Consider the following 25,856-nt stretch of genomic DNA (forward strand, 5'->3'; position numbering starts at 1 on the left):
GTCTGATGTGTACAATCGACAGGTCCGGTTTGGTTTGCCTCAAGCGCCGGCGAGGCTGAGTGGCCTCAAGCGCCGGCCGGGCTGATTTGCCTCATGCGCCGGCGAGGCTGGTTGGCCTCAAGCGTCGGCCGGGCTGTGTGGCCTCGGGCGTCGGCGAGGTTGAGTGGGTTGGCCGCAGGTGCCGGTCGGGGTGGAGTCTGTCGGGCCGGCCGGGCTCGTTGGTTTGTTGCCCGGCCGGTTTGTGTTGGGGTGGCCGGTCACGGTTCCGTGATGCCGTTGATGCGGGCTACTGCGGCGGGGAGTTCGCCGAGGGATTCCAGGCGTAGGTCGGTGACCGCGAGGAGTTCGGGGTCGTCGGCGGTGAGGTAGCCCCAGGGGCCGCGGCGGACGTGGGCGGTGCGGAGGCCGGTGAGGTGGGCCGGGCGGACGTCGTTGTCGAGGCGGTCGCCGACGTAGAGGATCTCCTCGGCGGGGCACGGGCACTCGGCCACGAGGCGCTCGAAGAAGGCGGGCTCGGGCTTGCTGATGCCCCAGTCGTCGGAGGTCGCGAGCAGGTCCACGCCCAGGTCGAGGCCGCGCAGGATGACGCCCGCGTTCACGGTCTGATTGCCGACCACGCCGAGCCACAGGCGCTGGTCGCGCAGGGCCTTCAGGCACGGTCGGGTGTCGGCGTAGAGGTCTTCCTCGCCGAACCATTCGGGAAAGCCCGCCGCGGTGCGCGCGGCTCGTTCCGCGGTCAGATCGAAGCCGGGCCGAAAGCGCTGGAACACCTCGCGATAGTCGAGGCCCTGCGCGATCACCGCCCCGAAGGTGGCCGCGAACGTGTGTCGGGGCACTCCGAGCCAGTCGGCCCACGTGCCGTATTCCCGCGTTTCGTCGACCAGGGTCTCGCCCACGTCGAACACCACGGCGCTGATTCGCATTACCGCTCCCCGCTGTCGTCGCCTGCCGGCCCCGTCTCCGGTTCGCCGTACCCTCCGTCCACCATGCGGGGTCCGGGCCTGTCAGGCCGAGCCCGACCGGGTTCGTCCGCCGTTGTGGCGGATTGTCCGATCGGCATGTGCCCGATGACGGAATCCTTGCCGTTGCCGGGCGCGGGAACACCCAGAAGGTACCGCTTGCCTGGGAGGCAAGCGACGTTCGGAAGTCGTATCCGGCCGATCTTGATCGAAATCGTTTTTCGATCGCGATTCGGCGTGATCAAGCGGCGTTTCTTTGATCGACCTCGATCGGTTGAACAGACTTTTCCGACCCCGCTCGGCGCATCGCCACCCCGTTGCGTACCCGGTCCGCGCCGCGCAGGACCCACGGCGACGCGAGCGCGCCCAGCCCCATCACCGCGAGTCCCGCGACCACGTCCGCGAGGTAGTGGTTCGCGGTGCCCAACACCACCACGACCACGAAGAGCGGGTACAGCACGCCCAGGACCCGCAGCCCCCGACCGCGACCGTGCCGCCACAACTGCCACCCGCACCACGCGGCCCAGCCGACGTGCAGGGACGGCATCGCCGCGTACTCGTTGGTCATGTGCTCCATGCCGCGCGGCGCACTCGCGCCCTCGCCCCACCAGCCCCAGGACGCGAAGTGCGCCATGGTGTCGGTGAAGCCGTCGATCATCCGCGGCGGCGCGGTCGGGAAGAGCATGAAGCCCGCCAGCGAGACCACGGTCGCGATCGCCAGCGTGGTGCGCGCGCCCCGGTAGCGCTCCGGTCGGGACCGCCACAGCCAGAACAGCACCAGCGGGGTCACCACGTAGTGCAGCGTCGCGTACGCGTAGTCGCAGACCACGCCGATGAACACGTGGTTGGTGACGACCTGGTTGAGCAGCCGTTCGGGATCGAGGTGGGTGAGCGATTCGACGTGCAGTATTCGCTCGGCGTTGCGCATCGCGGCGTCCACGTCGCCGCGGACCACGAGCCGACTGAGCGAGTACGCCTCGTACAGCACCGCGATCAGCAGCAACTCGGTCCACCAGCGCGGGCGCCGGCGGACCGTGGTGGGGGTTGAGGGCATCCGTCCAGTCTGCAACACCCGTTGCCCGAGCCCGGCACCGCGTCCGAGGGATCCCGGCCGATGCCCGCTCTCGCGGCCATTGATGACACGTGTCACACATGATAGAACGTGTTTCACTTTTGTGGCGGGGCAGGGCAGCCGCCGACAACAGGGCGGGGACCGGACGTCGGCAGGGACGCCCGGCCGCGCCGGTCGCACCTTGCGACATGGATACCGGAGGTTGTCGTGTCCGACTCCGACGAGGTCACCCGTCCGCAGACGAGTACGCGGGACCTGGCGACGGTGCACGATCAACTGCTCGCCTGGTTGACCGGCCGCCTGCCCGAGGGCGCGGCGCCGGAGATCTCCGAGCTCAAGGCCCCCTCCGGCAACGGCATGTCCAGCGAGACGCTGCTGTTCGACGCGACCTGGACCGTGGCCGGCGAGCGCCGCACCGAGCGCTGCGTGGTGCGGATGCGGCCGTCGATGGACGCCAAGCCGGTCTTCCCGACCTACGACCTGGACAAGCAGTACGCGGTACTGACCCTGGTCGGCGAGCGTTGTTCGATCCCGGTGCCCGCGCTGCTGTGGAACGAGCCGGACGAGGGTCCGCTCGGCGCCCCGTTCTTCGTGATGCGCCGGGCCGAGGGCGCCGCGCCGCCGGACGTGATGCCGTACACGATCGACGGCTGGATGCTCGCGGCCACGCCCGAGCAGCGCCGCCGGCTCCAGGAGGAGTCCGTCGCCGTCGTCGCCGCGATCCACGAAATCGCCGTGACTCCCGAGGAACTGGCCTTCCTCCAGTACGACGGTGCCGGGGAGACCGCGCTGCGCCGGCATCTGGACGACCTGCGCGCGTTCTACGAGTGGGGCATCGAGGGGCAGCGCGTCCCGCTCCTGGACCGTGCGTTCGCCTGGCTGGAGGACAACTTCCCGGCCGAGGTCGGCCCGGACGTGATCAGCTGGGGCGACGCACGGATCGGCAACATCCTGTACGTGGACTTCGAGCCGACCGCGGTCCTGGACTGGGAGATGGCCGCCGTCGGCCCGCGCGAGCTGGACATCGCCTGGATGATCTTCATCCACGCGTTCTTCCAGGACATCGCCACCCGCTACGGGATGCCGGGCCTGCCCGACCTCATGCGCACCGAGGACGTGTGCGCCCAATACGAGAAGCTCACCGGTTACGCACCGCGCGACATGCGGTACTTCGAGATGTACGCGGCGGTGCGGCACGGTGTGGTGATGGCCCGCATCGCGCACCGTCAATGGCACTTCGGCGAGCGTGAGCAACCGGCCGACCTGGACGAGACGGTGCTGCACCGCGGCCTGATCGAGGCGATGATCGCCGGCACCTACTGGGAGCGCGCCGACGGGAACTGACGCCCGGCCATCGCGACCCGCACACCCGTCGCGCGCCGGGTGCGCCCCCCGAGCCCGGCGGGTGCGCACCCGGACAAGATCCCGAGGGGTTAGGCTGGCCTCTTCACCATCATCCGAAACGGGCGCCGTGATCCGTGCGGGTGATCGTGTGTGACGGGCGACATCACGCGGACACGGTCCGTGTTGTTGTCGGTAGCATGAATCACCGGGGGCGACTCCGGGGGTAGCTGCCGGAGGTGCCGCATGACGATCGGGGGACTCGACCCGCCGGCCGGTGCGGGTGTGCCCAAGGGTGCGCCGCGAGCCGAGGGTGACGTTCCGAGCCGGAGCATGTCCGACCGCGTCGGACGACTCTCCCGCCGGCCTGTCCAACAACCCATCCAACGACTGGGTCTGGCCGCGGTCACCTTCCTCACCGGAAGCCGCCGACGCACGCCGGACGCGGTCGAACCGCTGCTCCAGGTGCATCGGGTGCACCACCCGAAGGCTGACGTGACGGCCATTCAGGAGGCGTACGCGGTCGCGGAGTTGTCCCATCGCGGGCAAATGCGCAAGAGCGGCGAGCCGTACATCACCCACCCGCTCGCGGTGGCCACCATCCTGGCCGAGCTGGGCGCGGACAGCACGACGCTGGTCGCGGCGCTGCTGCACGACACCGTCGAGGACACCGACCTGACCCTGGAAGAGGTCCGCGCGGCGTTCGGCGACGACGTCACGCACCTGGTCGACGGGGTGACCAAGCTGGAGCGGGTCGACCTGGGCGACCGGGCCGAGGCCGAGACGATGCGCAAGATCATCGTGGCCACCGGCCGGGACCTGCGGGTGACGGTGATCAAGCTGGCCGACCGGCTGCACAACATGCGCACGATCCGATATCGCCGCCGGGCCAGCCAGATCCGCACCGCCGAGGCCACGCAGGAGGTGTTCATCCCGCTCGCTGAGCGGTTGGGCATCCACGTGCTCAAGTCGGAGCTGGAGGACATCGTCTTCGCCACGCTCCGGCCCGAGGAGCACGCCGCGACCGCGCGCACCGTCGGCGCGAGCCAGGCGGCCACCGACGAGGCCGTGTCCAAGCTGTGCACGACCGTCAAACGCGCGCTGCGCGATGCCGGGATCGAGGCGGAGGTATCGCCGCGCGCGCGGCACCACGTATCCGTACGCCGAGTACAAAAGCGGCGCGGGCGCGAGGAACTGGGTCCGTTCGACCTCTCCCGGCTGATGATCGTGGTGGACGCGGACACCGACTGTTACGGCGCGCTCGGCGTACTGCACACCTGCTGGTCGCCGATCGCGGGCGAGTTCAAGGACTACATCGCCACCCCCAAGTTCAACCTCTACCAGTCGCTGCACACCGCGATCACGCTGCCCGAGGGCGACAAGGTCGAGGTGCTCATCCGTACCCGGCGCATGCATCGCCTGGCCGAGTTCGGCGTGGTCGCGCACACCGGCAAACCGGACACCGGGCCGGATGCCCCCGAGCAGCTCGCGTGGCTGCACCGACTGCTCGCGTGGCAGGGCGGCATCCCGGACGCGCACGTCTTCTGGAGCTCGCTGACCGCCGACCTGTCGGCGGACCGCGAGCTCCTGGTGTTCACCCCCGGTGGCCGCCCGCTCACCCTGCCCGCCGGGTCCACGTGTGTGGACGCGGCCTATGCGATCGACGAGCAGACCGGCCACCGATGTATCGGCGCGCAGATCAACGGCCGCCTGGTGGCCCTGAGTTCCGTCCTGGCGGACGGCGAGACGGTGTCCATCATCACCGCCCCGCCCGGCGCCGCGGCACCGTCCAAGGAATGGCTCTCGTTCGTCCGCAGCCCGCTGGCCCGAGTCGCGATCGAAGCCTGGCTGGCCAAGTACCCGCAGGGCCTGGAGGGTCGGATCGACCCCCTGCTGGCCCCGCCGCTGGGCAATCTGGCCGCCGCCGGCGAGGCCGCCCAGAGCGCACCCGCGACCGTCCCGGCCCCGGCCGGGCCCCCCGGCGACGCCGCGCAGGCCCCGGTACGGACCAGGCGCCCACTGTCCGACCCCGGCGAGGCCGTGGTCAGCGTGCCGGGATCGCCCGGAGCGCCGGTGCGACTGGCCCGCTGCTGCACCCCGGTCCCGCCGGACGAACTCGCCGGCTTCGTGATCCGCGGCGGCACCGTCGCGGTCCACCGGGCCGACTGCACCAACGTGCAACAGATGCGCCGCGCGGGCCGCGACGTGGTCGCCGCGTCGTGGCTGCCGCACCAGGCCGACCAGGGCTACCGGGTCACCGTGCAGATCGAGGCCCTGGACCGCCCCCGGCTGCTCGCCGACGTGACCGCCGCGATCGACGCGGAGGGCGCCGACATCACCTCGGCCTCGATCGCGCCGCCGCAGCAGATGCGCGTACGCCAGACCTACACGATCCGCCTGGCCGACCTCGCGACGCTGCCGAAACTGTTGCGGGCGCTGCGCCGAGTCCAGGGCGTCTACGACGTATACCGGGCCCGTCCGCGGGTGCACCCCAGGGTGGCGGACAACTAGGCCCGGTCCGGTGGGGCCGCGCCGCCCGACCGGCAGAGCCCAGGGCGGGCCGTCCGTCCGGGCGGCCCGACTACTGCTGCGGTTGTTGGTGCTGTTCCCGCCGTCCCGGTGCGGCGGGTTCGGCCGTGTCGCCGCGCAGGATGTCGTTGAACCGGGCCAGGTGGTCGGCGAGGGCGCCCAGTTCCTCCTCGGGCCAGGAGGCGAACCGTTCCGCCATCACCGCGAGGCTGCGTTGGCGGGCGTCGGCCAGCCGCAGGTGGCCGGCGTCGGTGAGGGTGATCAGGTGCGACCGGCGGTTGCCGGGATCGGTGGTCCGGGTGATCAGCCGGGCCTCCTCGAGCGCGGTGAGCTGTCGGCTGATGGTGGTCTTGTCCAGGCTCAGCCGGCAGGCGAGTTCCTTGCCGGTGGAGGTGCCGCGTTCCTCCAGGTGGGCCAGCAGGTGGTATTCCGCCTGGGTGATCCCCGCCGCCTGCAACGGGGGAGCCATCAACAGCCGAATCAGCCGGGTGGCCGCACCGACCTCACGGACCACTCGCCGCTCAACGCTCTCCGACATCGCCTTGCTCCTCAACCGCCACGCGCCCTGAATGTGCGCCAAGAGTGCCCGAAACAGTTGCAAAACACAACAAGCTGTAAGGGCCATCCGAGTGCGGCCACCGACACACCCCCGAACACACCCCGGGCGGCCCCAAACCGGCGGGTGCACCGCGCGCGGTCAGGGCAGGCCGGGCAGGTCCGGGAGGTCGGTGCCGACCCGGAGAGGGAAGTCGGGCCGGCGTTTTTCCAGGAAGGCTTGCACACCCTCCCGGACGTCGGCCGAGCCGCCGGTCCAGTGCAGCGCGCGGGACTCGTGCAGGTGGGCGGTTTCCGGGTCGGGGACGGTCTGCATGCCCCACAACAACCGCCGGGTCAGGGCGATGGCCACCGCCGGGGTGTTCTCCGCGATCGTGCGGGCCACCTCGCGAGCACGCGGGAGCAGGTCCTCCGGCGGCACCGCCTCGCGGATCAGGCCGGCCTCCTTCGCCTCCGCCGCGTCGAAGACCCGGCCGGTGAAGCACCATTCGAGGGCCCGATCCAGACCCACCACCCGCGGCAGGAACCAGGTCGAACACCCGTCGGGGGTGATCCCGCGCCGGGCGAAGACGAAGCCGAACCGGGCGGCCGAGGAGGCGATCCGGATGTCCATCGGCAGCGTCATGGTCGCGCCCACGCCCACCGCCGGACCGTTGATCGCCGCGATCAGCGGCTTCTTCGAGCGGTACATCCGCAACACCAGTCGCCCGCCGTCGTCGCGGAACGCGTCCGCGTCGTCCACCGCGTCCTCGAATCGGCGCGCGTGTACGCCCGGGTCGAACGAGTCGGCGCCCAGCTCCAGGTCCGCTCCCGCGCAAAAGGCCCGCCCGCTTCCGGTGAACACCACCACGCGGACCTCGTCGTCCGCGTCCGCCCGGTCCAACGCGTGCGAGATCTCCTGCCGCATCCGGTGGGTGTACGCGTTCAGCCGCTCCGGCCGGTCCAGCGTCACGGTCAGCACGTTGTCCTCGACCGACGTCGAGATCTGCTCGTAGTCCACGCAAGCTCCCCGGTTGGCGCACGTGCCGGTGGTACCCGTTCGGCCACCCTGCCGGGTGATCATGTCGATTGCCAGGGTTCCCGCAGTGCGATCTCCGCACTAGCTTTGATGGGCTCCTACCCCGGTACCAGTCGCGCGCAGCGTGCAGGAGGTGGACCCACCGGATGCTGGATCGGACACAGGCCCTGGCCGAACTCACCGGACCCGAATCGGCCTACGCGATCGAGAGGGTCGTCCACGACGGCATCCCCTGGCGGGTCCTGAGCAAGGCCCCGCCGACGCTGCGCGCGGTCTTCGAGGACCTGGCGGCGTACGGGACCCGGGACGCGCTGGTCGCCGACGGCGAGCGGATCGACTACGCCGAGCAGCATCGACTGGTCGCCCACCTGGCCCGGTTCCTGGCCGTCGAGTGCGGTGTGCGGCGCGGCGACCGGGTGGCCATCGCGATGCGCAACCACCTCGAATGGCCGCTCGCGTTCTGGGCGACCCAGGTGATGGGCGCGGTCGCGGTGCCGCTCAACGCGTGGTGGACCGCCGACGAGCTTCGGTACGCCGTCGAGGACTCCGGCAGCACGGTGCTGATCTGCGACGGCGAACGGGCCGAGCTGATCCGCGGGCACCTGGATCCGAGCACGGCGCCCGAGGTGCTGGTGGTCCGTCCCGAGGAGCCGCCGGTCGCGGGCGAGCGGGACCTGTCCGCGCTGCTGCGCACCTTCACCGGCGAGTGCGCGCTGCCGGCGCAGGGGCCGCAGCCGTTCGACGACGCGACCATCCTGTACACCTCCGGCACCACCGGGAGGCCCAAGGGCGCGGTGGCCACGCACCACAACCACACCACCAACCTGCACACGATGCAGCTCGTGAAGGCCATCGGGCTGGCCCGACTGGGCCTGCCCACCGCCGAGTTGGCCAAGGGGCCGGCCGTGTTCGAGGAATCGGGCGCGGGGCTGCCGACGCCGAGCAATCTGCAGGTCTACCCGTTCTTCCACATCGCCGGACTGGCCGGGCTGTACATCGGTGCCGCGCAGGGCGCCAAGCTGTGTCTGCTGCACCACTGGGACACCGCCACGGCGCTGGAGTTGATCGAGACCGAGCGCATCACCACCGCCAACATGGTGCCCACGCTGCTGCGCCGGCTGGTCGAATCACCGCTGCGGGCCGGGCGCGACCTGTCCAGCCTGACCAGCCTGGGGACGGGCGGCTCGCCGGTGCCGCCGGACCTGGTCGGGCGGGTGGGCGCCATGTCCGGCAACCCCATCGTGCCGTTGAACGCCTACGGGATGACCGAGACCACGTGCGTGGTGGTGGCGAATTCGGGCGACGACTACCACGCCAATCCGGACAGCGTCGGCCGGCCGGTGCCCACGGTGGATCTGCGGGTGGCCGATCCGCTGACCGGCCAGGAGTTGCCGACCGGGCAAACCGGGGAGATCCGCTTCCGCGGCCCGCAGGTGGTGCGCGGCTACTGGAACCGACCGCGGGAGAGCGAGGAGGCGTTCCCGGACGGGTGGTTCCGCACCGGGGACCTGGGCTACGTCGACGCCGAGGGCCTGTTGTACGTGGTGGACCGGCTCAAGGACGTGATCATCCGCGGCGGCGAGAACGTCTACTCGGCCGAGGTCGAGGCGGTCCTGTTCGAGCATCCGGCCATCGCCGACGTCGCGGTGGTCGGGGTGCCGCACCACGATCTGGGCGAGGAGGTGGCCGCCGTGGTCCGGCTGCACGTGGCGGGCGCGGTCACCGCGGCCGAACTGCGCGGGCACGTGGCGCGCCGGCTCGCCGCGTTCAAGGTGCCCACGCTGGTGCGATTCACCGAGCGGGCGCTGCCGCGGAACGCGGTGGGCAAGGTACTCAAGCGCGAACTGCGGGACATGCTGACCCTGTGACGCCAAGCGCGTTGCCTCACGCCTCGTCCCGGAAGCCGTAGCCGTCGAGGCGGTGCTCCCAGTAGGTGAGGTCGTCCCAGACCTCGATGACCAGCTCGTGATTGGGGCCCAGCACCCGGATCACGTCCGGGACGAGCGCACGCAGGTGCAGCACCGCGCCGACGAAGTTGCCCGCCTCGCCGTCCCGGCGAGCCCGTTCGCGGCGCACCCGCAGGGTTTCCAGGTGGTCGGTGCCCAGCACGTGGACCTGGTCCTGGAGCAGGTTCTTCAACAACTGCGCCGCCTCGGCCGGCCGGCCCGCCTCCCCGGTCCAGTGCGCCAGCGCCCGCCGGGCCCGCAGCGTGTCCGGGGACAGCGCGCCGCGCAACCGCCCGCCGTCGGAGATCACCCCGCGCAGCAGCGTGATCGCCGCGAGCGGGTCCCCGTCCTTGCCCAGCCGCGCGGCCAACTGCTCGCGCAGCAGCAGGGTATCCGGGTGGTCCACGCCGAACGCGCGCATGCGCTGCCCGAGTTCGGCCCGCAACACCTGCAGCGAATCGCTCGCGCGGACCGGGCGCGAGTCGGTCGTCTCGGAGACCAGCCGGACCGGCAGGTCCTGGGTCGGCTGCGGATCCATCGACGCGATCGGGTCCGAGGCCGGTATCCCCCACGGCTGCGGCGCGAGGTTGCGCGGTGGTACGACCGACAGCTCCAACAGTCGATCGCGCACCTCGGCCGCACTCGCCGGGCGGTTCTCCGGTCGTTTGGCGAGCAGCGCGAGCACGAGCGCGGCCAGGTCCTCGGGCACCTCCAGCCGGGTGTTGCGGACCGACTCGGGCGGCCGCTGCAGGTGGGCGGTCATCATCGAATGCGGCCGATCCAGGCCGAACGGCGGCGCACCGGTCAACAACTCGTGCAGCACGCAGCCGACGCTGTACAGGTCGGCCCGGCCGTCGATGCGACCGCCGAGGATCTGCTCGGGCGACATGTAGGCGGGTGTGCCGATCATGCTGCCGGGCATCGTGATGCCCGCGCGCGAGGAAACCTTCTCCATGTAGCGCGCTATGCCGAAGTCGAGCACCTTGACCACGCCGCGCGAGGTCACCATGACGTTCGCGGGCTTGATGTCGCGATGCAGCACGCCGCCCGCGTGCGCCACGTCCAGGCCGTCGCAGAGTTGGATCCCCCAGCCGACCACATGCCCCAGGGGCAACCACGCGCCGTCCGCGACGAGCTGGGCCATCGAGCGACCGGTGATCAGCTCCATCGCCAGGTACATGACCTTGCCGTCGGTCCGGCGCAGGTCGCCCGGTCCCGGGCCGAGCGCGGAGGTGATCTGCGCGTCGTGGTGCACCGTCTCGGCCTCGTGGGTGAACACCCGGGTCGCGGGATCGAGCCGTTCGTGATCGCCCGGCTCCGACTCGGTCGCCCCGGTCGCCCCGGGAGCGGTGCGGTGTTCCACGACCGCCTTCCGGCCCTGGTCGTGCACGACGATGATGTTCGGCGAGGACAGCCCGCCGACGATGATCGCCTCCCGGCCGAATCGGTCCACGTTGTTGTTGGACGCCCCGAACGACTCCTTGAGCACCTTGACCGCGACGAACCGTTGCATCTTCTGGTCCCAGGCCCGCCACACGGTCGCGTTGCCTCCCGAGCCCAGCCTCTTGTCCAGCCGGTATCGGCTGCCAAGCCACAACTGAGCCACCGCAAACGCCTCCCCGTACGCGCCGTATGGATGTGATTCTTTCGTAGCAGCGTGCGTGCGGGGAACGGTATGCGACATCACCACTCGGACGCGGATCGGGTCGGCCGCACGGGGCTCGCCGAGACCTTCGATCACCTGCGGTGACGACCGCTACTGTCGAGGCCATGACCGAGATCGTGGTGGTGAACTCGCCCGACGAGCCCCCGACGGCATGGGACGCGAGCGTCTTCCTGGCCGGGCCCACCCCCCGGGCGGCGCACGTGGCCTCCTGGCGTCCGGCGGCGCTGAAGCTGCTTCGGGAGCGGTGGCGCGGGCCGGGCCGGTTGGTGGTGTTCGTGCCCGAGCCCGGCGTGGGGCGGTCCTGGCCCACGCATCGGGTGCAGCGGGACTGGGAGTTGCGCAACCTGGACCGCAGCGACCGGGTGTTGTTCTGGATCCCGCGCGATCTGCGCGATCTGCCCGGGCTGACCACCAACGACGAGTGGGGATGGCTCAAGGACTCGGGTCGCGCGGTGCTGGGCACCCCGCCGGACGCACCGCAGGTGCGTTATCAGCGGGCCTACGCGCTCGGCCACGACGTGCCGGTTCGCGACACGCTGCCCGAGACGGTGGACACCGTGCTGGAGGGGCTCGGAGTCGGCGCGCCGCGCACGGACGGCGAGCGGGACATCCCGCTGAACGTGTGGCTGACCCGGGCCTTCGAGGATTGGTACGCGGCCCAGCGGGCGGCGGGCAACACGCTGCTCGGCGGCCGGATCGCGTGGGTGTGGCGCAACGGCGCGGACACCTGGTTGTGGGCGGCGCGGGTGCGGGTGGCGATCGCCGCCGAGGCCGGCCGGGTCAAGGACGCCGAGGTGGTGCTCGGCCGGCCGGACGTGGCCGCGGTGGTGCTCTACCGGCGCGCCGAGCCGCTCGCGGCGAGCACCGTGGTGTTGGTGCGCGAGTTCCGGTCGGCGGCGCGTACCGCGGACGGCTTCGTCCACGAACTGCCGGGCGGGAGCGGGCGCACGGCGGCGGACGGGTGCGCCGAGGTGGTCCAGGAGACCGGTCTGGCACTGTCGCCCGAGCGGTTGCGTGCGCACGGCTCGCGGCAACTGGCCGGCACCCTGACGGCGCATCACGCGCACGTCTACTCGGCCGAACTGACCGAGGCGGAACTGGCCGTACTACGCAGCGACCCCGGCCCACATGGTGTGGCCGGGGACGGGGAACGCACTCACGTCGAGATCACGACGTACGGCGAACTGCTGCGCTGCGGGCGCGTCGACTGGTCGACGCTGGGGATGCTGGCGGCCGTGTTGGCAGGTGCCGCCGAGGATCAGCGGTAGTTGCCCGGACCCGTGCAGGGGGCGTGCCGCTCGACCAGGCAGACGGTGTCGTCGATGGTCATCAGCCGGCCGCCGACGATCTCCGGCGCGCGGAACGCGGGAGTCTGGACGGTGACGAGCGAGCGCGGGCTGAGTGCCGCGATGTACGGCTCGCCACAGCGGGTGCACATGGCCGGGGCGGTGAGGGTCTTCAGCATGTCGTTCCTCCGAGACTGGTGACGTTAACCTTCCGTTCACCTTTGGTTCGGTCCCCAGTTTCCTTCTTGTATGAAGAAATGTCAACTGTGTTGGCCTACGGAGGTGGCGACCCATATGGCATCCTGACGGGGTGGATCACAAGGATGTCGATCAGCACCCCGATTCCGCCGGAGAGGGCCTGGTCCGGGCCGCGAAGGCGTATCGAAGGACCGAGAAGGCTCACGAAGAGGCGCGTCAGGAGCTCAAACGGGCGGCGGTGCGGGCGATAGCCGCCGGGGTCAAACAGTCCGAGGTGGTCAAGGTGACCGGGTGGACGCGTGAGTACCTGCGCCGGCTGAAGAAGGACAAGAAGGATCACGGCGACGACTGAGGCCGGGCCCCCGCGGGGATCCGGCCTCGTTCGTGCGTGCCCGGCGCGGTCCGGGCGGGTGGGGCTCAGGCGTTGTCGAGATCGTCCAGGTTCTCGAACTCGGGCAGGTCGGACAGGCCGGCCACGTCCTGGAGCGGGCACAACACGTGCCGCTCGACCACGTAGGTGGTGCCGGCCGCGTTGAACACGTGGCCGGACACGGGGGCGTCGATGCGCGACAGGTAGCGCCGCTGGGTGGGGATGAGCTGGGCGATGTAGGGCTCGTTGCAGCGGGTGCAGGTGGCCGGGGTCGCGGTCGGCGAGGCCGAGGCGTAGCGGTCGAGCGCGTGCACGAGCCGGTCGGCCAGGTGCGCGGCGGTGCGCTGGGTGGTGGCCACCCGGGTGGTGTCGCCCGCCTCGCGCGATTCGGCGCACGCGCGCATCGCGTCGCCGATCCGGCGCAGGGCGACCTTGTGGAACGGCGGCGCGTCGCTCGCGAGCGCGTCCGCGCGGTCGGCGATCGAACCGGCGGAACCGGCGAAGGCGGGGTGCCGCTGGGCGCCGTCGGCGCCGAGGGCCGAGACATCGGCGGCAAGGCCGCGCAGCGCGGCCACGTGCTCGGGCGTCAAGGTCATGGTGTGCCGTTCCTTTCTGCCGTCCGACGGGAGGCAACTCATCCATAGTGAACAGATTCGATCAATAAACGCCATGGAATGTGACGATCGGCACGTTGGTGCCCGGTTTGCTCATGTTTGTCGAGAGGTAAGCCCGGGCGAAGCCCGCGGCCTCGATGGCGCGAAGCCCCCCGATGTCGTAACGGTTGCGGCGACGTAACCATTACGCAATGGCCGAAAAGATCCCCTTGTGACCGGTGAAGTCCGGGGAGGAGGGTCTCGACCAACATCGTTTTAGGGGGACTGTATGCGCACCATCAAAGTCGGGCTGATCGCGGTGATGTTGACCTGCGCGGTCGGGGCGTGTGGGAGCGACGGGGACAGCGGTTTCGGGGGTCTGGGGGCCCCGAAGACCACCGGTGCGAGCTCGGACGCCACGCCGACGGGGAAGACCCCGACGAGCCGGGCCACCGACGACGACACGCCGGCGCCGCCCGCCACCGAGCGCCCGACCACGTCGCGCCCGCGCACCACGGCGCCGGCCTCGCCGACCTCGACCGGGGCGGGCCGCGGCGACTGGAGCTCGCTCTACTCGACGAACTTCCTCAACGGGTGCCTGAGCACGTCGAACAACAACACGAAGTACTGCAACTGCGCGCTGACCGAACTCCAGGGCAAGTACAGCCAGGCCCAGATGAACGCGTTCGACCAGGAGTACGCGCGGACCAACAAGCTGCCGTCCGAGTTGCAGACCACCGTGCAGAGGTGCCTGAACACCTGAGCGCACCCGACGCCGGCCGAGTCGCCCGGGGGCGCGACCGACCGGCGTGAACGGGCCCTCCCGGGCCGCGAGCGATCGCGGCCCGGGAGGGCCCGCGCTCAGTGCGGGATCGCGTCGATCAGCGCGCGGGCACCCCGGGCCAGCAGGTCGCCGGCCACGACGACGCCGAGCTTGTCCGGCTCGCCCCCGTGGTCGGTGGCCTCCAGCAGCCGTGCGCCGTCGGGGGAGTACACCGCCGCGTGCAGTATCAGGCCGGCCTCGGTGTTCGTGCAGTAGGCGGCGATCGGGCTGTGGCAGTGGCCGCGCAGCTCGCGCAGCAGGGCCCGCTCGGCCTCGACACAGGCCCGGGTGGGCGCGTCGTCCAGGGCCCGCGCGGCGGCCAGGACGCTCGGATCGTCGCTGCGGCACTGGAGGGCCAGCACGCCGGCGCCGACCGCGGGCAACATCTGACCGGTGGTCAGGATCTGGGTGATGCGCCGTCCTTCGCCGATGCGTTCCAGGCCCGCGACGGCCAGGATCAGCGCGTCGAACTCGCCCGCGTCGAGCTTGGCCAGCCGGGTGTTCGCCGAGCCGCGGACCGGCAGCGGGGTCAACCGAGGGTGGCTGCGCCGCAGTTGCGCGGCGCGCCGGACCGAACTGGTGCCCACCCGGGCGCCGGGCGGCAGCTCGGCCAACCGCGCGCCGACCACGCAGTCGTGCACGTCGTCCCGGGGCAGGTAGGCGGCCACGGCGAGACCGTCGGGCAGCGGCACGTCGCCGGGCATGTCCTTGAGGCAGTGCACGACCAGGTCCACCTCCCCGTCGAGCTGTGCGCGGTCGAGTTCCTTGACGAACGCGCCCTTGCCGCCGAGTTCGGCGAGGCTGCCGCCCCAGCGGTCGCCGCTGGTGGACATCGGGACGACGACGGGTTCGTGCGGATGCCGGGGCAACAGGGAGGCGACGAGCCGAGCCTGGGCGAGGGCCATGGGGGAGGACCGGGTACCGATGCGGAGCTGCATGGCCGACACGCTAAGGCTGCGACGCGCGTGGCACCGCATTTTGGCCGGGTCCGATCCCTCGAAGGTGGGACGCCGACCCGCGCACCCGTCGGGAGGAGCCGGGCGGCCCTTCCGTTCGGCCCAATCCCCGTGTCCTTCCGGCGGTTCGCCGCGTTGGCGATTCGCGCCCCCTGGGCGTTCGAGACCGTCCGCATCGAGACAGGGAACCGTCCCCATGCAGCGCATTGTCCGCGGCCTGTTGGTCAGCACGACCGTCATCGCGACCCCCGTCGTCGGCGCGACCATGGCGCTCGCCGCACCGGCCGGCACCGAGACGCGCACGGTCCGGGCGCACCCGATCGACGCGGCGGGCGGCCTCTGCGGCAACACGGCCGACCTGGTGGGCGTCATCAACCCGGCCTTCGGTCAGCGCTGCTGACGCTCGGCGGCGGGTCGGGCGCTCGGCCGGCCGGCACGGGGCGCGTGCCGCGCCCGGACCCACCCGAGGGCGGGCGTGCGAACGGCCGCACCGGGCGGGGCCGTGACTCCCCGGCCCGACGCGGCCGCGCTTTCGGTCAGAGCGCGAGATCCGCGCTCAGCCGCAGGTCGCCCAGGGAACGGCCGACGCGCAGCGTGTAGGTGCCCGGCGTGGTGGTCCACGCCGCGCGCTGCTCGTCCCACCGGGCCAGTGTGCGTGCGTCGATCTCCACGACGGTGGTGACCTGCGCGCCCGCCTCGGCGTCGATCGCGGCGAAGCCGACCAGGCGGATCGGCTCCGCCCGGCCCATCAGCGTGCCGTCCGCGGTCTCCAGGTAGACCTGCACCACCTCGCGGCCCGCCCGCTCGCCGGTGTTGGCCACGGTGATCTCCACCCGCACCCCGCTCGCGTCGCCCTTGACCGCGACCTCCCGGTAGGCCCAGGTCGTGTAGCCCAGGCCGTGCCCGAACGGGTACGCCGGCGCCGCCTCGCCCAGGGCCCAGGCGCGGTAGCCGATGTTGCTGGACTGCACCGCGTAGTGGTGCTCGTCGTCGTTCACCCGGGCCGTGGAGTAGACCGGCACGTCGGCCTCGGCCGCCGGGTAGGTCGTGGGCAGCCGGCCACCCGGCTCCACCACGCCGGTGAGCACGTCGCCCAGCGCCGCGCCGCCCTCCTGGCCGGGCAACCACGCCCACAACACGGCGGCCACCTCGTCCCGCCACGGCATCAGCACGGGCGAACCCGCGTTGACCACCACGACGGTCCTCGGGTTGACCGCCGCGACCCGGCGGACCAGCTCGTCGGAGCGGCCCGGCAGCGCCAGGTTCGCGCGGTCGAAGCCCTCCGACTCGATGTCGTCGGTGGTGCCGACCACGACCACGGCGACATCGGCGGCGCGCGCCGCCTCGACCGCGGCCGCCAACTCGGCCTCCTCGGACCGGCGCGGGTTCGCCCAGCCCAGACCGAGCGCGGCCATGTAGAACTGCTCGCCCTGGCTGAAGTCGACCCGGATCCCGATCGGCGTGCCGGCCGTCGCCTCGATCTCGATGCGGGTGGCCTCGGGACGCATGATCATCTCGATCACGTCGGTGCCCTCGGGCGGCGTCATGTCCACGGTGCGGGTCGCACCGTCGATGCCGACCTCGAACCGGCCCGCGCCGCGCACGTCCAGGATGTTGGTCCCGGATTCGGCCGGGGTGATCGTCGTACGCAGCCGGATCACCGCCGCCCCGGCGGGAATGTTGTCCGGCCAGAACATCAGGTTCGAGCCCAGCCGGTGCTCGGAGGAGAGCACGGTGCCTGCCGCGTCGAGGAATTCGGCCCGCAGGCCCGGCTCGCCGGTCTCCGGGTCGGCGGCCGTCCCCAGGTCCAGGTCGGCCAGCGCCCGGTGGGTGAACGCGCCCTCGGTGACCGTCAGTTCGACGTTCTCGCCGAGTGCGGCCCGCAGGCCCTCGGGGATCGAGACCACGTGCTCGGGGTTCACGTGCGCACTGCCGCCACCCTGCGCCGACAGCCGCAACGCGTTCGGGCCGATCAGCGCGACCCGGGACAGCGCCGCGGGGTCGAGCGGGAGCGCGCCGTCGTTGCCGAGCAGCACCATCGCCTGCGCCGAGATCGCGCGCAGCGTGGCCACCGCGTCCGCGGGGGTCGTGGTCGTGGCCGGGGTGCGGTCGCCCAGCACGCCCACCCGGGCGGCCAGCCGCAGGACCCGGGTGACCCGCTCGTCGATCAGCGATTCGGCGACCCGACCCTCGCGCACGGCGGCCAGCAGCGGCGCGCCCCACACCTCGGAGGGGCCGGGCATCGCGACGTCGGTGCCGCCCGCGGCGGCGGCCTCGGTGGAGCGAACCGCCATCCAGTCCGAGATCACCACCCCGTCGAAGCCCCACTCGTCCTTGAGCACGTCGACGACCAGGCGCGAGTTCTCGGTCATCGTCTCGCCGTTGACCCGGTTGTACGCACTCATCACCAGCCAGACCCGACCGGTGCGCACGGCCTCCTCGAACGGCACCAGATAGACCTCGCGCAGCGAGCGCTCGTCGATCCGCGAGTCGTAGGACATCCGGTCGTCCTCGGTCTCGTTGCCGACGAAGTGCTTGATCGTGGCCCCGACACCGGCGGACTGCACGCCCTCGATGAAGGCGGTCGCGATCCGCGCGGTCAGCAGCGGGTCCTCGGAGTAGCACTCGAAGTGCCGACCGCCCAGCGGGCTGCGGTGCAGGTTCACGGTCGGCGCCAGCAGGACGTGGATGTCCTTGTCCCGGGTCTGCGCGCCCATGACGAAACCGGCCCGGCGGGTGACCTCGGGGTCCCAGGCGGCGGCGAGCGCCGTGGGGCTGGGGAACAGCAGCGAGGTCTCGCGCTCGTCCCAGGTGACACCGCGGACGCCGACCGGGCCGTCCGAGACGCGCAGCTTGCGCAGGCCGATGCTCGGGATCTCGGGAAGCGACCAGAAGTCCTCGCCGACGATCAGCGAGAGCTTCTCCTCCAGGGTCAGCCGCGCCACCAGGTCGCGCAGCTCGTCCTCGGTGGCCTCGTTGCCGGTGGGTGTGGGGTGAGACGCCATGGTTCGCCTTCCGCTCGCGTGCCTGATCGGACCCGTGGTCCGGGCGACCCGCCGATCGAGTCCGCCGGAGGATCCGCTCGTACGGTAACCACAAAAACCTATGGCACGGTAGCTTTGTTATCCGGACGTGACATACCCCTCGGCGGATCGTCGCCGGGACACGGCAGGATGACCACATGGACGCACGACCGGACGACACCCCCGCCAACCCGCCGACCCGCACCCGGGCCGCCCCGGCGAGACCGCGCGGTCGCGGCTACGCCTCCGGCGATGCCCGGCGCACGCGGATCCTCAACATCGCGCTCCAGGAATTCGCCGAGAACGGCTACCGCGGCACCTCGCTGGCCCGGATCGCCGAGCGCGCCGAATTGACCCAGGCCGGCCTGCTGCACCACTTCCGCAGCAAGCAGGAACTGCTGGTGGCCGTGCTCGACCTGCGCGACCGGATGGACACGGAACATCTGGACCTGGGCGAGCTCCCGCCCGGCGGCGAGGCGGCCCTGGCCAAACTCACCGAACTCGCCGAGCACAACCGCAACATCCCCGGCCTGGTCCAGCTCTTCACCGTGCTCACCGGCGAGGCGGTGACCACCGACCACCCCGCACACGGCTGGGCCCAGGACCGCTACGCGATGGTGCGCACCGGCGTCACCGCGTCGCTGGAGGCCGGTCGGGCGTCCGGCGAACTGCGCGCGGACATCGATCCCGCCGCGATCGCGGCGCAGATCTTCGCGATGATGGACGGCCTGCAACTGCAATGGCTGCTCGACCCCGAACACGTGGACATGGCGACGCTCTTCCGCGACTACGTGGAACACCTGCTGCGCCGCATCCGGGCCTGACCCGGCGGACCTACCCGGTCGGACCCTCGCCCGCGGTCAGTTCGCGCAACACCGCGCCCAGATCCCAGTTGGACAGGCCGGCCAGCGCCTCGCGGAAGACGGTGAGCCCGAACAGATCACCGCGCGCGGTCATCCGACCGGCGGCCAGTGCCTCGCGCGGCGCGTGCCGGTCGTTGAGCAGGATCACCCGGCGCGCGGTGTCGTAGTCCATGTGCACCACCAGATCCGGGCCCGGCAACAACCCGGGACGCACCAGCACCCGGCCCTGGAAGCAGTCCAGGTGCAGCTCGGCCGGGTCGTCCCGATCCGGCACGTCGCTGACCACGATGTCCACGATCGCCGGATGCGGCGTGCGCTTCTCCGGATCCGGCGTGATCAGCCGACTGAGTCGGGACACCGCGGCGATCCACGCGTCCGACATGAACGGGTGCCGATCGAGCGCGGGCTCCTCGTCGTCGACCGGCTCCGGCCGGCCCCGGGTCGGCTCGGGCTCCTCGCGCAACACCTTCCCGAGTTCCTCGCCGAGCCGACGGGCGGCCGTGCGGCGCATCGCCCGGGCGAGTTCGGCCTCCACCGCGCGCAGCGCCAGCGGTCGCATCCGGCGGATCATCTCCGCCGTCTCGTCCGCGTCGCCGTCGGCGGGCAGCAGATGCGACTCCATCAGCCGCCCGAACCCCTCGGCCACGTGCTCCATGGCCGCCCGCAACATCCGCAACTGCTCGGTGACCGCCGTCACCGGTACGCCGGCCGCGTGCAATTCGGCGCCCACCGCGAGCTCGCGCGGACTGGGCACCCGGAACACGGTCAGCGAGTCGTCCTCGGGTTCGAGCAGGCCCAACCGCACCGCCCCGGCGAGTGCGACCGGATCCGACAGCCCGCCGAACATCGCGATCAGCTCGGCCCGGGTCATCCGCTCCGGCGTCTCGTCACTCCACGGCCCGCTCGCCTCGGCGACCAGCCCCAGCACTCCGCCGAGGCTGCGCCCGCCGTCCCACGCGTCGAGCAACTCCTTGATGCTCACCAGGCTGTAGCCGCGCTCCAGCAACTGCCCGATCAGCCGTAGCCGGCCCAGGTGCCCGTCGTCGTACAGGGACACCCGCCCCTGGCGCCTCGGCCGCGGCAGCAGCCCGCGATCCTGGTACGCCCGCACATTGCGTACGGTGGTGCCCCCCTCGCGGGCGAGGTCCTCGATCCGGTACTCCGCCAACCTCGTGCCTCGCGATCCTCGTGCCCCGTGTCCGCGGCCAACGTAATGCAGATGTGTTCGAGGTTCGATCACACTTCGGTGGCAAAGGTGCGGGAAGGCACGGAAAAGCGGTGGCAAGGCGGCGACGCCCTGTTCGACACACTGCGGACCGGGCACGCGGCAACGTCAGGGAATCACCACGACCGGCCGTTTGGCGTGCTTGACCAGGCGGCACGCGACCGAACCGAAGATCCGGCTGGCCAGCCCGGTGGACCCGCCGACCACGATCGCGTCGGCGGTGAATTCGCGCGCGACGTCCTCGATCTCGTGGCAGATGTCACCCCCGCGCTCGACCAGGATCCACGGCACGTCGCTGAGGTGGTCCGCGCAGGCCAGTTCCAGGCCCAGGGCCTCGGAGCGGCTGTCCGGCACGTCGATGAAGACCGGTGGCTCGCAGCCGGCCCACACGGTGGCCGGAATGCGGTTGGCCACGTGCACGATCACCAGCCCACCACCGAGTCTGCGTGCCATGCCGGACGCGTACGCCAAGGCACGTTCGCTGGACTCGGACCCGTCGAAACCGACGACGACGGGGTGTTGGAACGCGGGATCGCGCTGATGAGGGGAGTCGGGACGGAGCAACGGGGTGCCGTCCGGAAGGTCACTGAACTCGAAAGCAGCCATGGGAATCGGGCGTCTTTGCTGTGGAGGGGCGCCTCGGGGCTTCCTGTACCAGATTACTGCGCCGACCCGCACATTCGAAGTGTCGGCCGGGGTTCTCCCGGACAAAAAAGACACCACGGCGCGTGCCGGTCGGGGCTTGATGCGATCCGCCGGACCACGCACGGGGATGGCGCCCCCGACAAAGCCTCGGCGAGACACGCACATTAGCCGGACAACACCGTGAATGGGGAGACCCGGGCGGCCGTGTGGGTGATTGTGATCCGGCCGCAGTCGATTCCCGGCCCTCCCCGGGGTCGCTCGGCGGTCCGGTCGGGGGTCTGTTCCGGCCGGCCGCGGGGCGGCCCCGGCGCCCGTTCGAGGGGGCGCGCTGACGCCGCAGGAGGGAACGGGCGTTACCCCGGGCCCCGCCCGAGCGTTGGTCAGCACGACACCGTGCGTCCGGGCGACCGCGTCGAAACGGGCGGCGATCCGCAGGTTGGACGCCGACCCTGCCGCACGCCGACCCGCGCCGCGGCGCCGACGTCGAACCTGTCTGACGGCCCGTCACGCGCCGGGCCGTCGGCGGGTTCGATGTACTTCCGGACGCGCGTGCCTGTCGGCGGCTTCGGCTCGGCCGTCGACAGGCCGGCCGCACCGCTCACATGGTCAGGAGCACGCCGCCGTAGGCCGCGCCGGCGATCAGCGCCCAGGACGCGAAGCCCAGGGCCAGCGCCCGCCAGCCGGTGCGCACCAGCTTGCTCAGGTCGACCATGCTGCCCAGGCCGAACAGCGCGGCGGCCAACAGCAGGTCCTGCACGGTGCCCGCGACCTCCAGCACCGACTCCGGCAGCAGACCGGTGCTGCGCACGACCACCATGGCCAGGAAGCCGACCACGAACAGCGGCATCAGCGCCGGCCGCCGAGCCCCCGCGGGCCCGGTGTCGCCCGCTCGCGCGGCCCGGCGACGCATCGCGTAGCCGGTGCCCACCACGATCGGCGCGAGCAACAGCACCCGCATCAGCTTGACCACCACCGCGGTGTGCAGCGCGACCGACCCGGCCACACCACCGGCCGCGACCACCTGGCCGACGTCGTGCACGCTCGCGCCGACCCAGCCGCCGTACCGCACCGCGTCCAGGCCCAGCGGTGCCTGGAGCAGCGGCAGCACCACGATGGCCAGGCTCCCGCACAGCGTGACCAGGGCGACCGCGGTGGCCACGTCCTCCTCGTCGCTGTCGCTGACGCCGTTCATCGCGGCGACGGCGGAGGCGCCGCAGATGGCGAAGCCGGTCGCGATCAGCAACGGTTGATCGCCGGGCAGGCCGATCCGCCGCCCCAGCCACCGGGTGCCGAAGAAGGTCACCACGACCACCACGACCACCATGGCCACCGGCGCGAACCCGAGTCCGACGATGTCGCCGAGCGCGAGCTTGAGGCCGAGCAGCACGACGCCGGCGCGCATCAGCCGCCGGCCGGCGAAGCCCAGCCCCGGCGCGGTCGCGGCGGGCAGGGCGCGCACGTTCGCGGCGAGGATGCCCAGCGCGACGGTGACGGTGAGCATCGGCAACTGCGGCCACAACCGGTGGGCGCCCCAACCCGCGGCCACCGCGAGCGCGGCGGCGAGCAGCCCCGGCCACAATCGCGGCTTCGCCGACTTCGTGGCGGCCGAACGGGGTCCGGGGTGAGCGCGTCGCGCGACGGTCAAGGTCATGATCACCACCCTCGACCCGCCGGGTCGGCGCGGGTAGCGGTCGGTTGCCTGGTAGGTCATAGGGTTTGGCTATGACCTCGCCGGCACGCCCCTCGGACCGACTGCCCGACCTGTACACCCTCGAACTGCTCGTCGCGGTGACCGAGAGCGGCAGCCTGGGCAGCGCGGCCCGCCGGTTCGGGATCAGCCAGCCCTCGGCCAGCGCCCGGATGCGCACGCTGGAACGGCGACTCGGGGTGCGGCTGCTGGAGCGCAGCACCACCGGCTCGGTGCCCACCGCGGCGGGCCTGGTGATCACCGACTGGGCGCGTGGAGTGCTCGACCAGGCGCACGCCCTGGTCGAGGGCGCCGCCGCGCTCAAGGCCCGGCAGGAGGACCGGCTGCGGGTCGCGGCGAGTCTGACCGTGGCCGAGCACCTGGTGCCCGGCTGGCTGACCGCGCTGCGCGAGGCGGTGCCCGGGGTGCATGTGGGCCTGCAGGTGACCAACAGCCTGCATGTGATCGAGGCGTTGCGGGCGGGCGAGGCGGACCTCGGCTTCGTCGAGGGGCCGTGGGTGCCGCGTGACCTGCAATCGGCGGCGGTGGGCCGGGACCGGCTCGTGGTGGTGGTCGCGCCCACCCACCCGTGGGCCCGGCGGCGGCGCCCGATCGCCGCGGCCGAGTTGGCCGCGACGCCGCTGCTGCTGCGCGAGGCCGGGTCGGGCACCCGGGAGACGCTGGAGCGGGCGCTGGCCGCCTACGACGGAGTGGCCGTGCCGGCGCTGGAGTTGGGTGCCACGGCACCGCTGCGCTCGGCCGCGATCGCCGGATCCGCGCCGGCGGTGTTGTCCGATCTCGCGGTGCGCGAGGACCTGGCCGACGGGCGTCTGGTGGCCGTGCCGATGGCCGATCTGCCCGCCATGGATCGCATCCTGCGGGCGGTCTGGCCACGTGGTCGGGAGCTGCCCGAGGCGGCCCTGCACCTGCTGCACGCGGCCCGCCGGCAGCCCGGGACCTGACCGCGCGCGTCATTGTCGACAAGTTCTGTGATGTGACCACCGTCACAAACACGCATATCTACTTAACGTCACGTAGAGAACACCATGCATAGACAAGGTAAGAGAGAGTAAGTTCCGATCTTGGGTTACGTGAGTGACGCCTGTGACCTACTGGGGCGTGAGGGGAGAAGGGGGCGATCGGGGCCATGAGCAGGATCGACAGCCGTAAAGACCGGCGACGGGGGCGAGCCCGCGTGGTCGATGCCGACCACCCGGCCGAGCTCACCACGATCGACGGCGTCGATGCCGTCCCGGCCGGCGATCAGGACGCGGTGGTGATCGTCGCGGCGTCCACCGTGCTGTCCGAGGCCCCGCCCGAGAGCGACTCGATCGACGGCGAGGGCGACCTGGCCGGCGACCTCGACCTCGACGGCGAGTACGACCCCGATGCCGAGGGCGTCCTGGCCCCGGGGCGCGAGCGCCCGCTGCTCGGTCGGCGTCGCCCGGACACGATCGCGGTGTTGTTGTTCGCCAACTCGCCGATCCTGGAGAGTTCCATCCCGATATCGGTGTTCGGGGTGGATCGACGCGACGCCGGCGTGCCGAACTACCGATTACTGGTATGCGCGGCCGAACCCGGACCGCTCCGTACCACCGGCGGCGTCGAACTGATCGCGCCGTACGGCCTCGACGCCCTCGCCCGGGCCGGCACCGTGATCGTGCCCGCGTGGCACTCGCCGTCCCGGATGCCGCCGCCGCCCGTGCTGGAGGCGCTGCGCCGGGCGCATCGCGAGGGAGCCCGGATCGTCGGCCTGTGCGGCGGCGCGTTCGTGCTCGCCGCGGCCGGCCTGCTCGACGACCGTCCGGCGACCACGCACTGGATGTACGCGCCCGCGCTGGCCAAGCGCTACCCCAAGGTCCGGGTCGACCCCCGCGAGCTGTACGTCGACGACGGTGACATCCTCACCAGCGCCGGCACCGCGGCGGGCATCGACCTGTGCCTGCACCTGGTCCGCCTCGACCACGGCCCGGACGCGGCCAACGCGCTCGCCCGCCGACTGGTCGTGCCGGCCCACCGGATCGGCGGTCAGGCGCAGTACATGGATCTCACCCTGCCCGAGGAGATCAGCGGCGACCCGCTGGCCACCGTCATCTCGTGGGCGCTGGAGAACCTCGCCGACCGCTTCGACATCGAGCAGTTGGCGACCCGCGCGTACATGAGTCGGCGCACCTTCGATCGACGCTTTCGCACGCTCACCGGCAGCGCCCCGCTGCAATGGCTGCTCACCCAACGAGTACTCCAGGCCCAACGGCTGCTGGAGACCACCGATCTCCAGGTCGAGGAGATCGCCCGGCGCTGCGGATTCCGCTCGCCGGTGGCGCTGCGCGGCCACTTCCGCAAACAACTGGGTGTCCCGCCGGCCTCCTACCGGGAGACCTTCCGCACCCGCAGTCCGGAGGAGACCGGAGAAGAGGAGGCATGTGCCCGGGCCGTAGGGTGACCCTATGAACGACCGCTTGGTCTGGATCGACTGTGAGATGACCGGACTCGACCTGTCCCGGGACGCGTTGGTGGAGGTGGCGGCCCTCGTCACCGACTCCGAGCTGAACATCCTGGGCGACGGTGTCGACGTCGTGATCCGCCCGCCCGCCGAGGCGCTGGCCGGCATGCCCGATGTGGTGCGCAAAATGCACACCGCTTCAGGTCTGCTGGAGGAGCTGGAGGCGGGCGTCAGCCTCGCCGAGGCCGAGGCCGAGGTGCTCGCCTACATCAAGAAGCACGTCCCGGACGGCCGCAAGGCACCGCTGTGCGGCAACTCGATCGGCACCGACCGGGGCTTCCTGGCCCGGGACATGCTCGACCTGGAAGCCTTCCTGCACTACCGGGTGATCGACGTCTCCTCGATCAAGGAACTGGCCCGCCGCTGGTATCCGCGGGTCTACTTCCAGAGCCCGCCGAAGGCCGGCAACCACCGCGCGTTGGCCGACATCCACGAGAGCATCGAGGAATTGCGGTACTACCGCGAGGCGATCTTCGTGCCGGAGCCCGGCCCGGACAGCGACACCGCCAAGGCGATCTCGGCCAAGTACGGCCACAAGCCGGCCGCGCGCGCCTGAGATCCGGTGCCGCGCGAGGCGCGGCACCGGCCGCCCGGAAAC

Annotated in this window: 23 protein-coding genes; 11 read left to right on the top strand and 12 right to left on the bottom strand. The window is 71.6% G+C overall.

What is annotated here, in order from left to right; translation table 11 throughout:
* Positions 1-257: 257 nt before the first annotated feature.
* Positions 258-923: an HAD family hydrolase gene (locus ACFXMF_RS34625; RefSeq protein ID WP_360307632.1), complete on the bottom strand. Its 666-nt coding sequence runs from the start codon at positions 921-923 to the stop codon at positions 258-260.
* Positions 924-1,200: 277 nt separating this feature from the next.
* The gene (locus tag ACFXMF_RS34630) at positions 1,201-2,013 is read right to left on the bottom strand and encodes a phosphatase PAP2 family protein (RefSeq protein ID WP_379991454.1); all 813 of its coding nucleotides are present in this window, start codon (positions 2,011-2,013) and stop codon (positions 1,201-1,203) included.
* A gap of 225 nt (positions 2,014-2,238) precedes the next feature.
* Between ACFXMF_RS34630 and ACFXMF_RS34635 the strand changes: the two genes are divergently transcribed.
* Complete coding sequence (locus ACFXMF_RS34635; RefSeq protein WP_379991455.1) at positions 2,239-3,375, top strand: phosphotransferase family protein; 1,137 nt, start codon at positions 2,239-2,241, stop codon at positions 3,373-3,375.
* 243 nt (positions 3,376-3,618) lie between these two features.
* Positions 3,619-5,883: an HD domain-containing protein gene (locus tag ACFXMF_RS34640; RefSeq protein WP_360307641.1), complete on the top strand. Its 2,265-nt coding sequence runs from the start codon at positions 3,619-3,621 to the stop codon at positions 5,881-5,883.
* A 70-nt stretch (positions 5,884-5,953) separates the two neighbouring features.
* Here the strand turns inward: ACFXMF_RS34640 and ACFXMF_RS34645 are convergent, their stop codons facing one another.
* Together ACFXMF_RS34645 and ACFXMF_RS34650 are read right to left on the bottom strand one after the other, a co-directional pair.
* Positions 5,954-6,439: a MarR family transcriptional regulator gene (locus ACFXMF_RS34645; RefSeq protein WP_360307644.1), complete on the bottom strand. Its 486-nt coding sequence runs from the start codon at positions 6,437-6,439 to the stop codon at positions 5,954-5,956.
* A gap of 159 nt (positions 6,440-6,598) precedes the next feature.
* Positions 6,599-7,456 (bottom strand): enoyl-CoA hydratase-related protein, encoded by an 858-nt coding sequence (locus tag ACFXMF_RS34650; protein ID WP_360307647.1) that lies wholly within the window; start codon positions 7,454-7,456, stop codon positions 6,599-6,601.
* 164 nt (positions 7,457-7,620) lie between these two features.
* On the opposite strand from ACFXMF_RS34650, the gene ACFXMF_RS34655 reads away from it, so the two are divergent.
* Entirely contained in the window at positions 7,621-9,342 is a 1,722-nt protein-coding gene (locus ACFXMF_RS34655) for a class I adenylate-forming enzyme family protein (RefSeq protein ID WP_360307650.1), read from the top strand.
* 16 nt (positions 9,343-9,358) lie between these two features.
* Here ACFXMF_RS34655 and ACFXMF_RS34660 read toward each other — a convergent pair whose 3' ends face one another.
* Complete coding sequence (locus tag ACFXMF_RS34660; protein ID WP_360307653.1) at positions 9,359-11,026, bottom strand: serine/threonine-protein kinase; 1,668 nt, start codon at positions 11,024-11,026, stop codon at positions 9,359-9,361.
* 164 nt (positions 11,027-11,190) lie between these two features.
* Here ACFXMF_RS34660 and ACFXMF_RS34665 point away from each other — a divergent pair, with 164 nt between their 5' ends.
* Entirely contained in the window at positions 11,191-12,354 is a 1,164-nt protein-coding gene (locus ACFXMF_RS34665; RefSeq protein ID WP_360307656.1) for a nucleoside 2-deoxyribosyltransferase domain-containing protein, read from the top strand.
* Here ACFXMF_RS34665 and ACFXMF_RS34670 read toward each other — a convergent pair.
* Positions 12,345-12,551 carry a hypothetical protein gene (locus tag ACFXMF_RS34670; RefSeq protein ID WP_360307659.1) on the bottom strand — a complete coding sequence of 69 codons (207 nt, stop codon included), beginning with the start codon at positions 12,549-12,551 and terminating at the stop codon, positions 12,345-12,347. The two genes, ACFXMF_RS34665 and ACFXMF_RS34670, sit on opposite strands and share 10 nt — an antisense overlap.
* Before the next feature lie 131 nt (positions 12,552-12,682).
* On the opposite strand from ACFXMF_RS34670, the gene ACFXMF_RS34675 reads away from it, so the two are divergent.
* The gene (locus ACFXMF_RS34675; protein WP_360307662.1) at positions 12,683-12,922 is read left to right on the top strand and encodes a hypothetical protein; all 240 of its coding nucleotides are present in this window, start codon (positions 12,683-12,685) and stop codon (positions 12,920-12,922) included.
* 65 nt (positions 12,923-12,987) lie between these two features.
* Here the strand turns inward: ACFXMF_RS34675 and ACFXMF_RS34680 are convergent, their stop codons facing one another.
* Entirely contained in the window at positions 12,988-13,536 is a 549-nt protein-coding gene (locus ACFXMF_RS34680) for a hypothetical protein (protein ID WP_360307665.1), read from the bottom strand.
* A gap of 286 nt (positions 13,537-13,822) precedes the next feature.
* On the opposite strand from ACFXMF_RS34680, the gene ACFXMF_RS34685 reads away from it, so the two are divergent.
* The gene (locus tag ACFXMF_RS34685) at positions 13,823-14,296 is read left to right on the top strand and encodes a hypothetical protein (protein ID WP_360307668.1); all 474 of its coding nucleotides are present in this window, start codon (positions 13,823-13,825) and stop codon (positions 14,294-14,296) included.
* 98 nt (positions 14,297-14,394) lie between these two features.
* Here ACFXMF_RS34685 and hemC read toward each other — a convergent pair whose 3' ends face one another.
* Positions 14,395-15,294 carry a hydroxymethylbilane synthase gene (gene hemC / locus ACFXMF_RS34690; protein WP_379991806.1) on the bottom strand — a complete coding sequence of 300 codons (900 nt, stop codon included), beginning with the start codon at positions 15,292-15,294 and terminating at the stop codon, positions 14,395-14,397.
* A 214-nt stretch (positions 15,295-15,508) separates the two neighbouring features.
* Here hemC and ACFXMF_RS34695 point away from each other — a divergent pair, with 214 nt between their 5' ends.
* Positions 15,509-15,712: a chaplin family protein gene (locus ACFXMF_RS34695; protein WP_379991807.1), complete on the top strand. Its 204-nt coding sequence runs from the start codon at positions 15,509-15,511 to the stop codon at positions 15,710-15,712.
* Positions 15,713-15,848: 136 nt separating this feature from the next.
* On the opposite strand, the gene ACFXMF_RS34700 is transcribed toward ACFXMF_RS34695, so the two are convergent.
* Positions 15,849-18,317, bottom strand: coding sequence for a glycoside hydrolase family 3 C-terminal domain-containing protein (locus ACFXMF_RS34700; protein ID WP_360307677.1), 2,469 nt, complete (start codon positions 18,315-18,317; stop codon positions 15,849-15,851).
* Positions 18,318-18,493: 176 nt separating this feature from the next.
* Here ACFXMF_RS34700 and ACFXMF_RS34705 point away from each other — a divergent pair, with 176 nt between their 5' ends.
* On the top strand, positions 18,494-19,159 hold the full coding sequence (locus ACFXMF_RS34705) for a helix-turn-helix domain-containing protein (RefSeq protein WP_360307680.1): 666 nt from the start codon (positions 18,494-18,496) through the stop codon (positions 19,157-19,159).
* Positions 19,160-19,169: 10 nt separating this feature from the next.
* Here ACFXMF_RS34705 and ACFXMF_RS34710 read toward each other — a convergent pair whose 3' ends face one another.
* From ACFXMF_RS34710 to ACFXMF_RS34720, 3 genes are all read right to left on the bottom strand, one after another.
* Positions 19,170-20,366 carry a MerR family transcriptional regulator gene (locus ACFXMF_RS34710; protein ID WP_360307683.1) on the bottom strand — a complete coding sequence of 399 codons (1,197 nt, stop codon included), beginning with the start codon at positions 20,364-20,366 and terminating at the stop codon, positions 19,170-19,172.
* 165 nt (positions 20,367-20,531) lie between these two features.
* The gene (locus ACFXMF_RS34715) at positions 20,532-21,029 is read right to left on the bottom strand and encodes a universal stress protein (RefSeq protein ID WP_020550635.1); all 498 of its coding nucleotides are present in this window, start codon (positions 21,027-21,029) and stop codon (positions 20,532-20,534) included.
* A 637-nt stretch (positions 21,030-21,666) separates the two neighbouring features.
* Positions 21,667-22,779 carry a putative sulfate exporter family transporter gene (locus tag ACFXMF_RS34720; RefSeq protein ID WP_360307687.1) on the bottom strand — a complete coding sequence of 371 codons (1,113 nt, stop codon included), beginning with the start codon at positions 22,777-22,779 and terminating at the stop codon, positions 21,667-21,669.
* Positions 22,780-22,790: 11 nt separating this feature from the next.
* On the opposite strand from ACFXMF_RS34720, the gene ACFXMF_RS34725 reads away from it, so the two are divergent.
* From ACFXMF_RS34725 to orn, 3 genes are all read left to right on the top strand, one after another.
* The gene (locus ACFXMF_RS34725; RefSeq protein WP_360307690.1) at positions 22,791-23,717 is read left to right on the top strand and encodes a LysR substrate-binding domain-containing protein; all 927 of its coding nucleotides are present in this window, start codon (positions 22,791-22,793) and stop codon (positions 23,715-23,717) included.
* Between the two features lie 185 nt (positions 23,718-23,902).
* Positions 23,903-25,198: a helix-turn-helix domain-containing protein gene (locus ACFXMF_RS34730; RefSeq protein ID WP_360307693.1), complete on the top strand. Its 1,296-nt coding sequence runs from the start codon at positions 23,903-23,905 to the stop codon at positions 25,196-25,198.
* A 4-nt stretch (positions 25,199-25,202) separates the two neighbouring features.
* The gene (gene orn / locus ACFXMF_RS34735; RefSeq protein ID WP_379991808.1) at positions 25,203-25,814 is read left to right on the top strand and encodes an oligoribonuclease; all 612 of its coding nucleotides are present in this window, start codon (positions 25,203-25,205) and stop codon (positions 25,812-25,814) included.
* Positions 25,815-25,856 lie beyond the last annotated feature (42 nt).

The organism is Embleya sp. NPDC059213, assembly GCF_042754445.1.
GTDB lineage: Bacteria > Actinomycetota > Actinomycetes > Streptomycetales > Streptomycetaceae > Embleya.

Coding starts and splice junctions, on each gene's coding strand:
- ACFXMF_RS34625 (WP_360307632.1), bottom strand. CDS start 923: ATGCGAATCAGCGCCGTGGTGTTCGACGTGGGCGAGACCCTGGTCGAC.
- ACFXMF_RS34630 (WP_379991454.1), bottom strand. CDS start 2,013: ATGCCCTCAACCCCCACCACGGTCCGCCGGCGCCCGCGCTGGTGGACC.
- ACFXMF_RS34640 (WP_360307641.1), top strand. CDS start 3,619: ATGACGATCGGGGGACTCGACCCGCCGGCCGGTGCGGGTGTGCCCAAG.
- ACFXMF_RS34645 (WP_360307644.1), bottom strand. CDS start 6,439: ATGTCGGAGAGCGTTGAGCGGCGAGTGGTCCGTGAGGTCGGTGCGGCC.
- ACFXMF_RS34655 (WP_360307650.1), top strand. CDS start 7,621: ATGCTGGATCGGACACAGGCCCTGGCCGAACTCACCGGACCCGAATCG.
- ACFXMF_RS34665 (WP_360307656.1), top strand. CDS start 11,191: ATGACCGAGATCGTGGTGGTGAACTCGCCCGACGAGCCCCCGACGGCA.
- ACFXMF_RS34670 (WP_360307659.1), bottom strand. CDS start 12,551: ATGCTGAAGACCCTCACCGCCCCGGCCATGTGCACCCGCTGTGGCGAG.
- ACFXMF_RS34680 (WP_360307665.1), bottom strand. CDS start 13,536: ATGACCTTGACGCCCGAGCACGTGGCCGCGCTGCGCGGCCTTGCCGCC.
- ACFXMF_RS34685 (WP_360307668.1), top strand. CDS start 13,823: ATGCGCACCATCAAAGTCGGGCTGATCGCGGTGATGTTGACCTGCGCG.
- hemC (WP_379991806.1), bottom strand. CDS start 15,294: ATGCAGCTCCGCATCGGTACCCGGTCCTCCCCCATGGCCCTCGCCCAG.
- ACFXMF_RS34695 (WP_379991807.1), top strand. CDS start 15,509: ATGCAGCGCATTGTCCGCGGCCTGTTGGTCAGCACGACCGTCATCGCG.
- ACFXMF_RS34700 (WP_360307677.1), bottom strand. CDS start 18,317: ATGGCGTCTCACCCCACACCCACCGGCAACGAGGCCACCGAGGACGAG.
- ACFXMF_RS34705 (WP_360307680.1), top strand. CDS start 18,494: ATGGACGCACGACCGGACGACACCCCCGCCAACCCGCCGACCCGCACC.
- ACFXMF_RS34715 (WP_020550635.1), bottom strand. CDS start 21,029: ATGGCTGCTTTCGAGTTCAGTGACCTTCCGGACGGCACCCCGTTGCTC.
- ACFXMF_RS34720 (WP_360307687.1), bottom strand. CDS start 22,779: ATGACCTACCAGGCAACCGACCGCTACCCGCGCCGACCCGGCGGGTCG.
- ACFXMF_RS34725 (WP_360307690.1), top strand. CDS start 22,791: ATGACCTCGCCGGCACGCCCCTCGGACCGACTGCCCGACCTGTACACC.
- ACFXMF_RS34730 (WP_360307693.1), top strand. CDS start 23,903: ATGAGCAGGATCGACAGCCGTAAAGACCGGCGACGGGGGCGAGCCCGC.
- orn (WP_379991808.1), top strand. CDS start 25,203: ATGAACGACCGCTTGGTCTGGATCGACTGTGAGATGACCGGACTCGAC.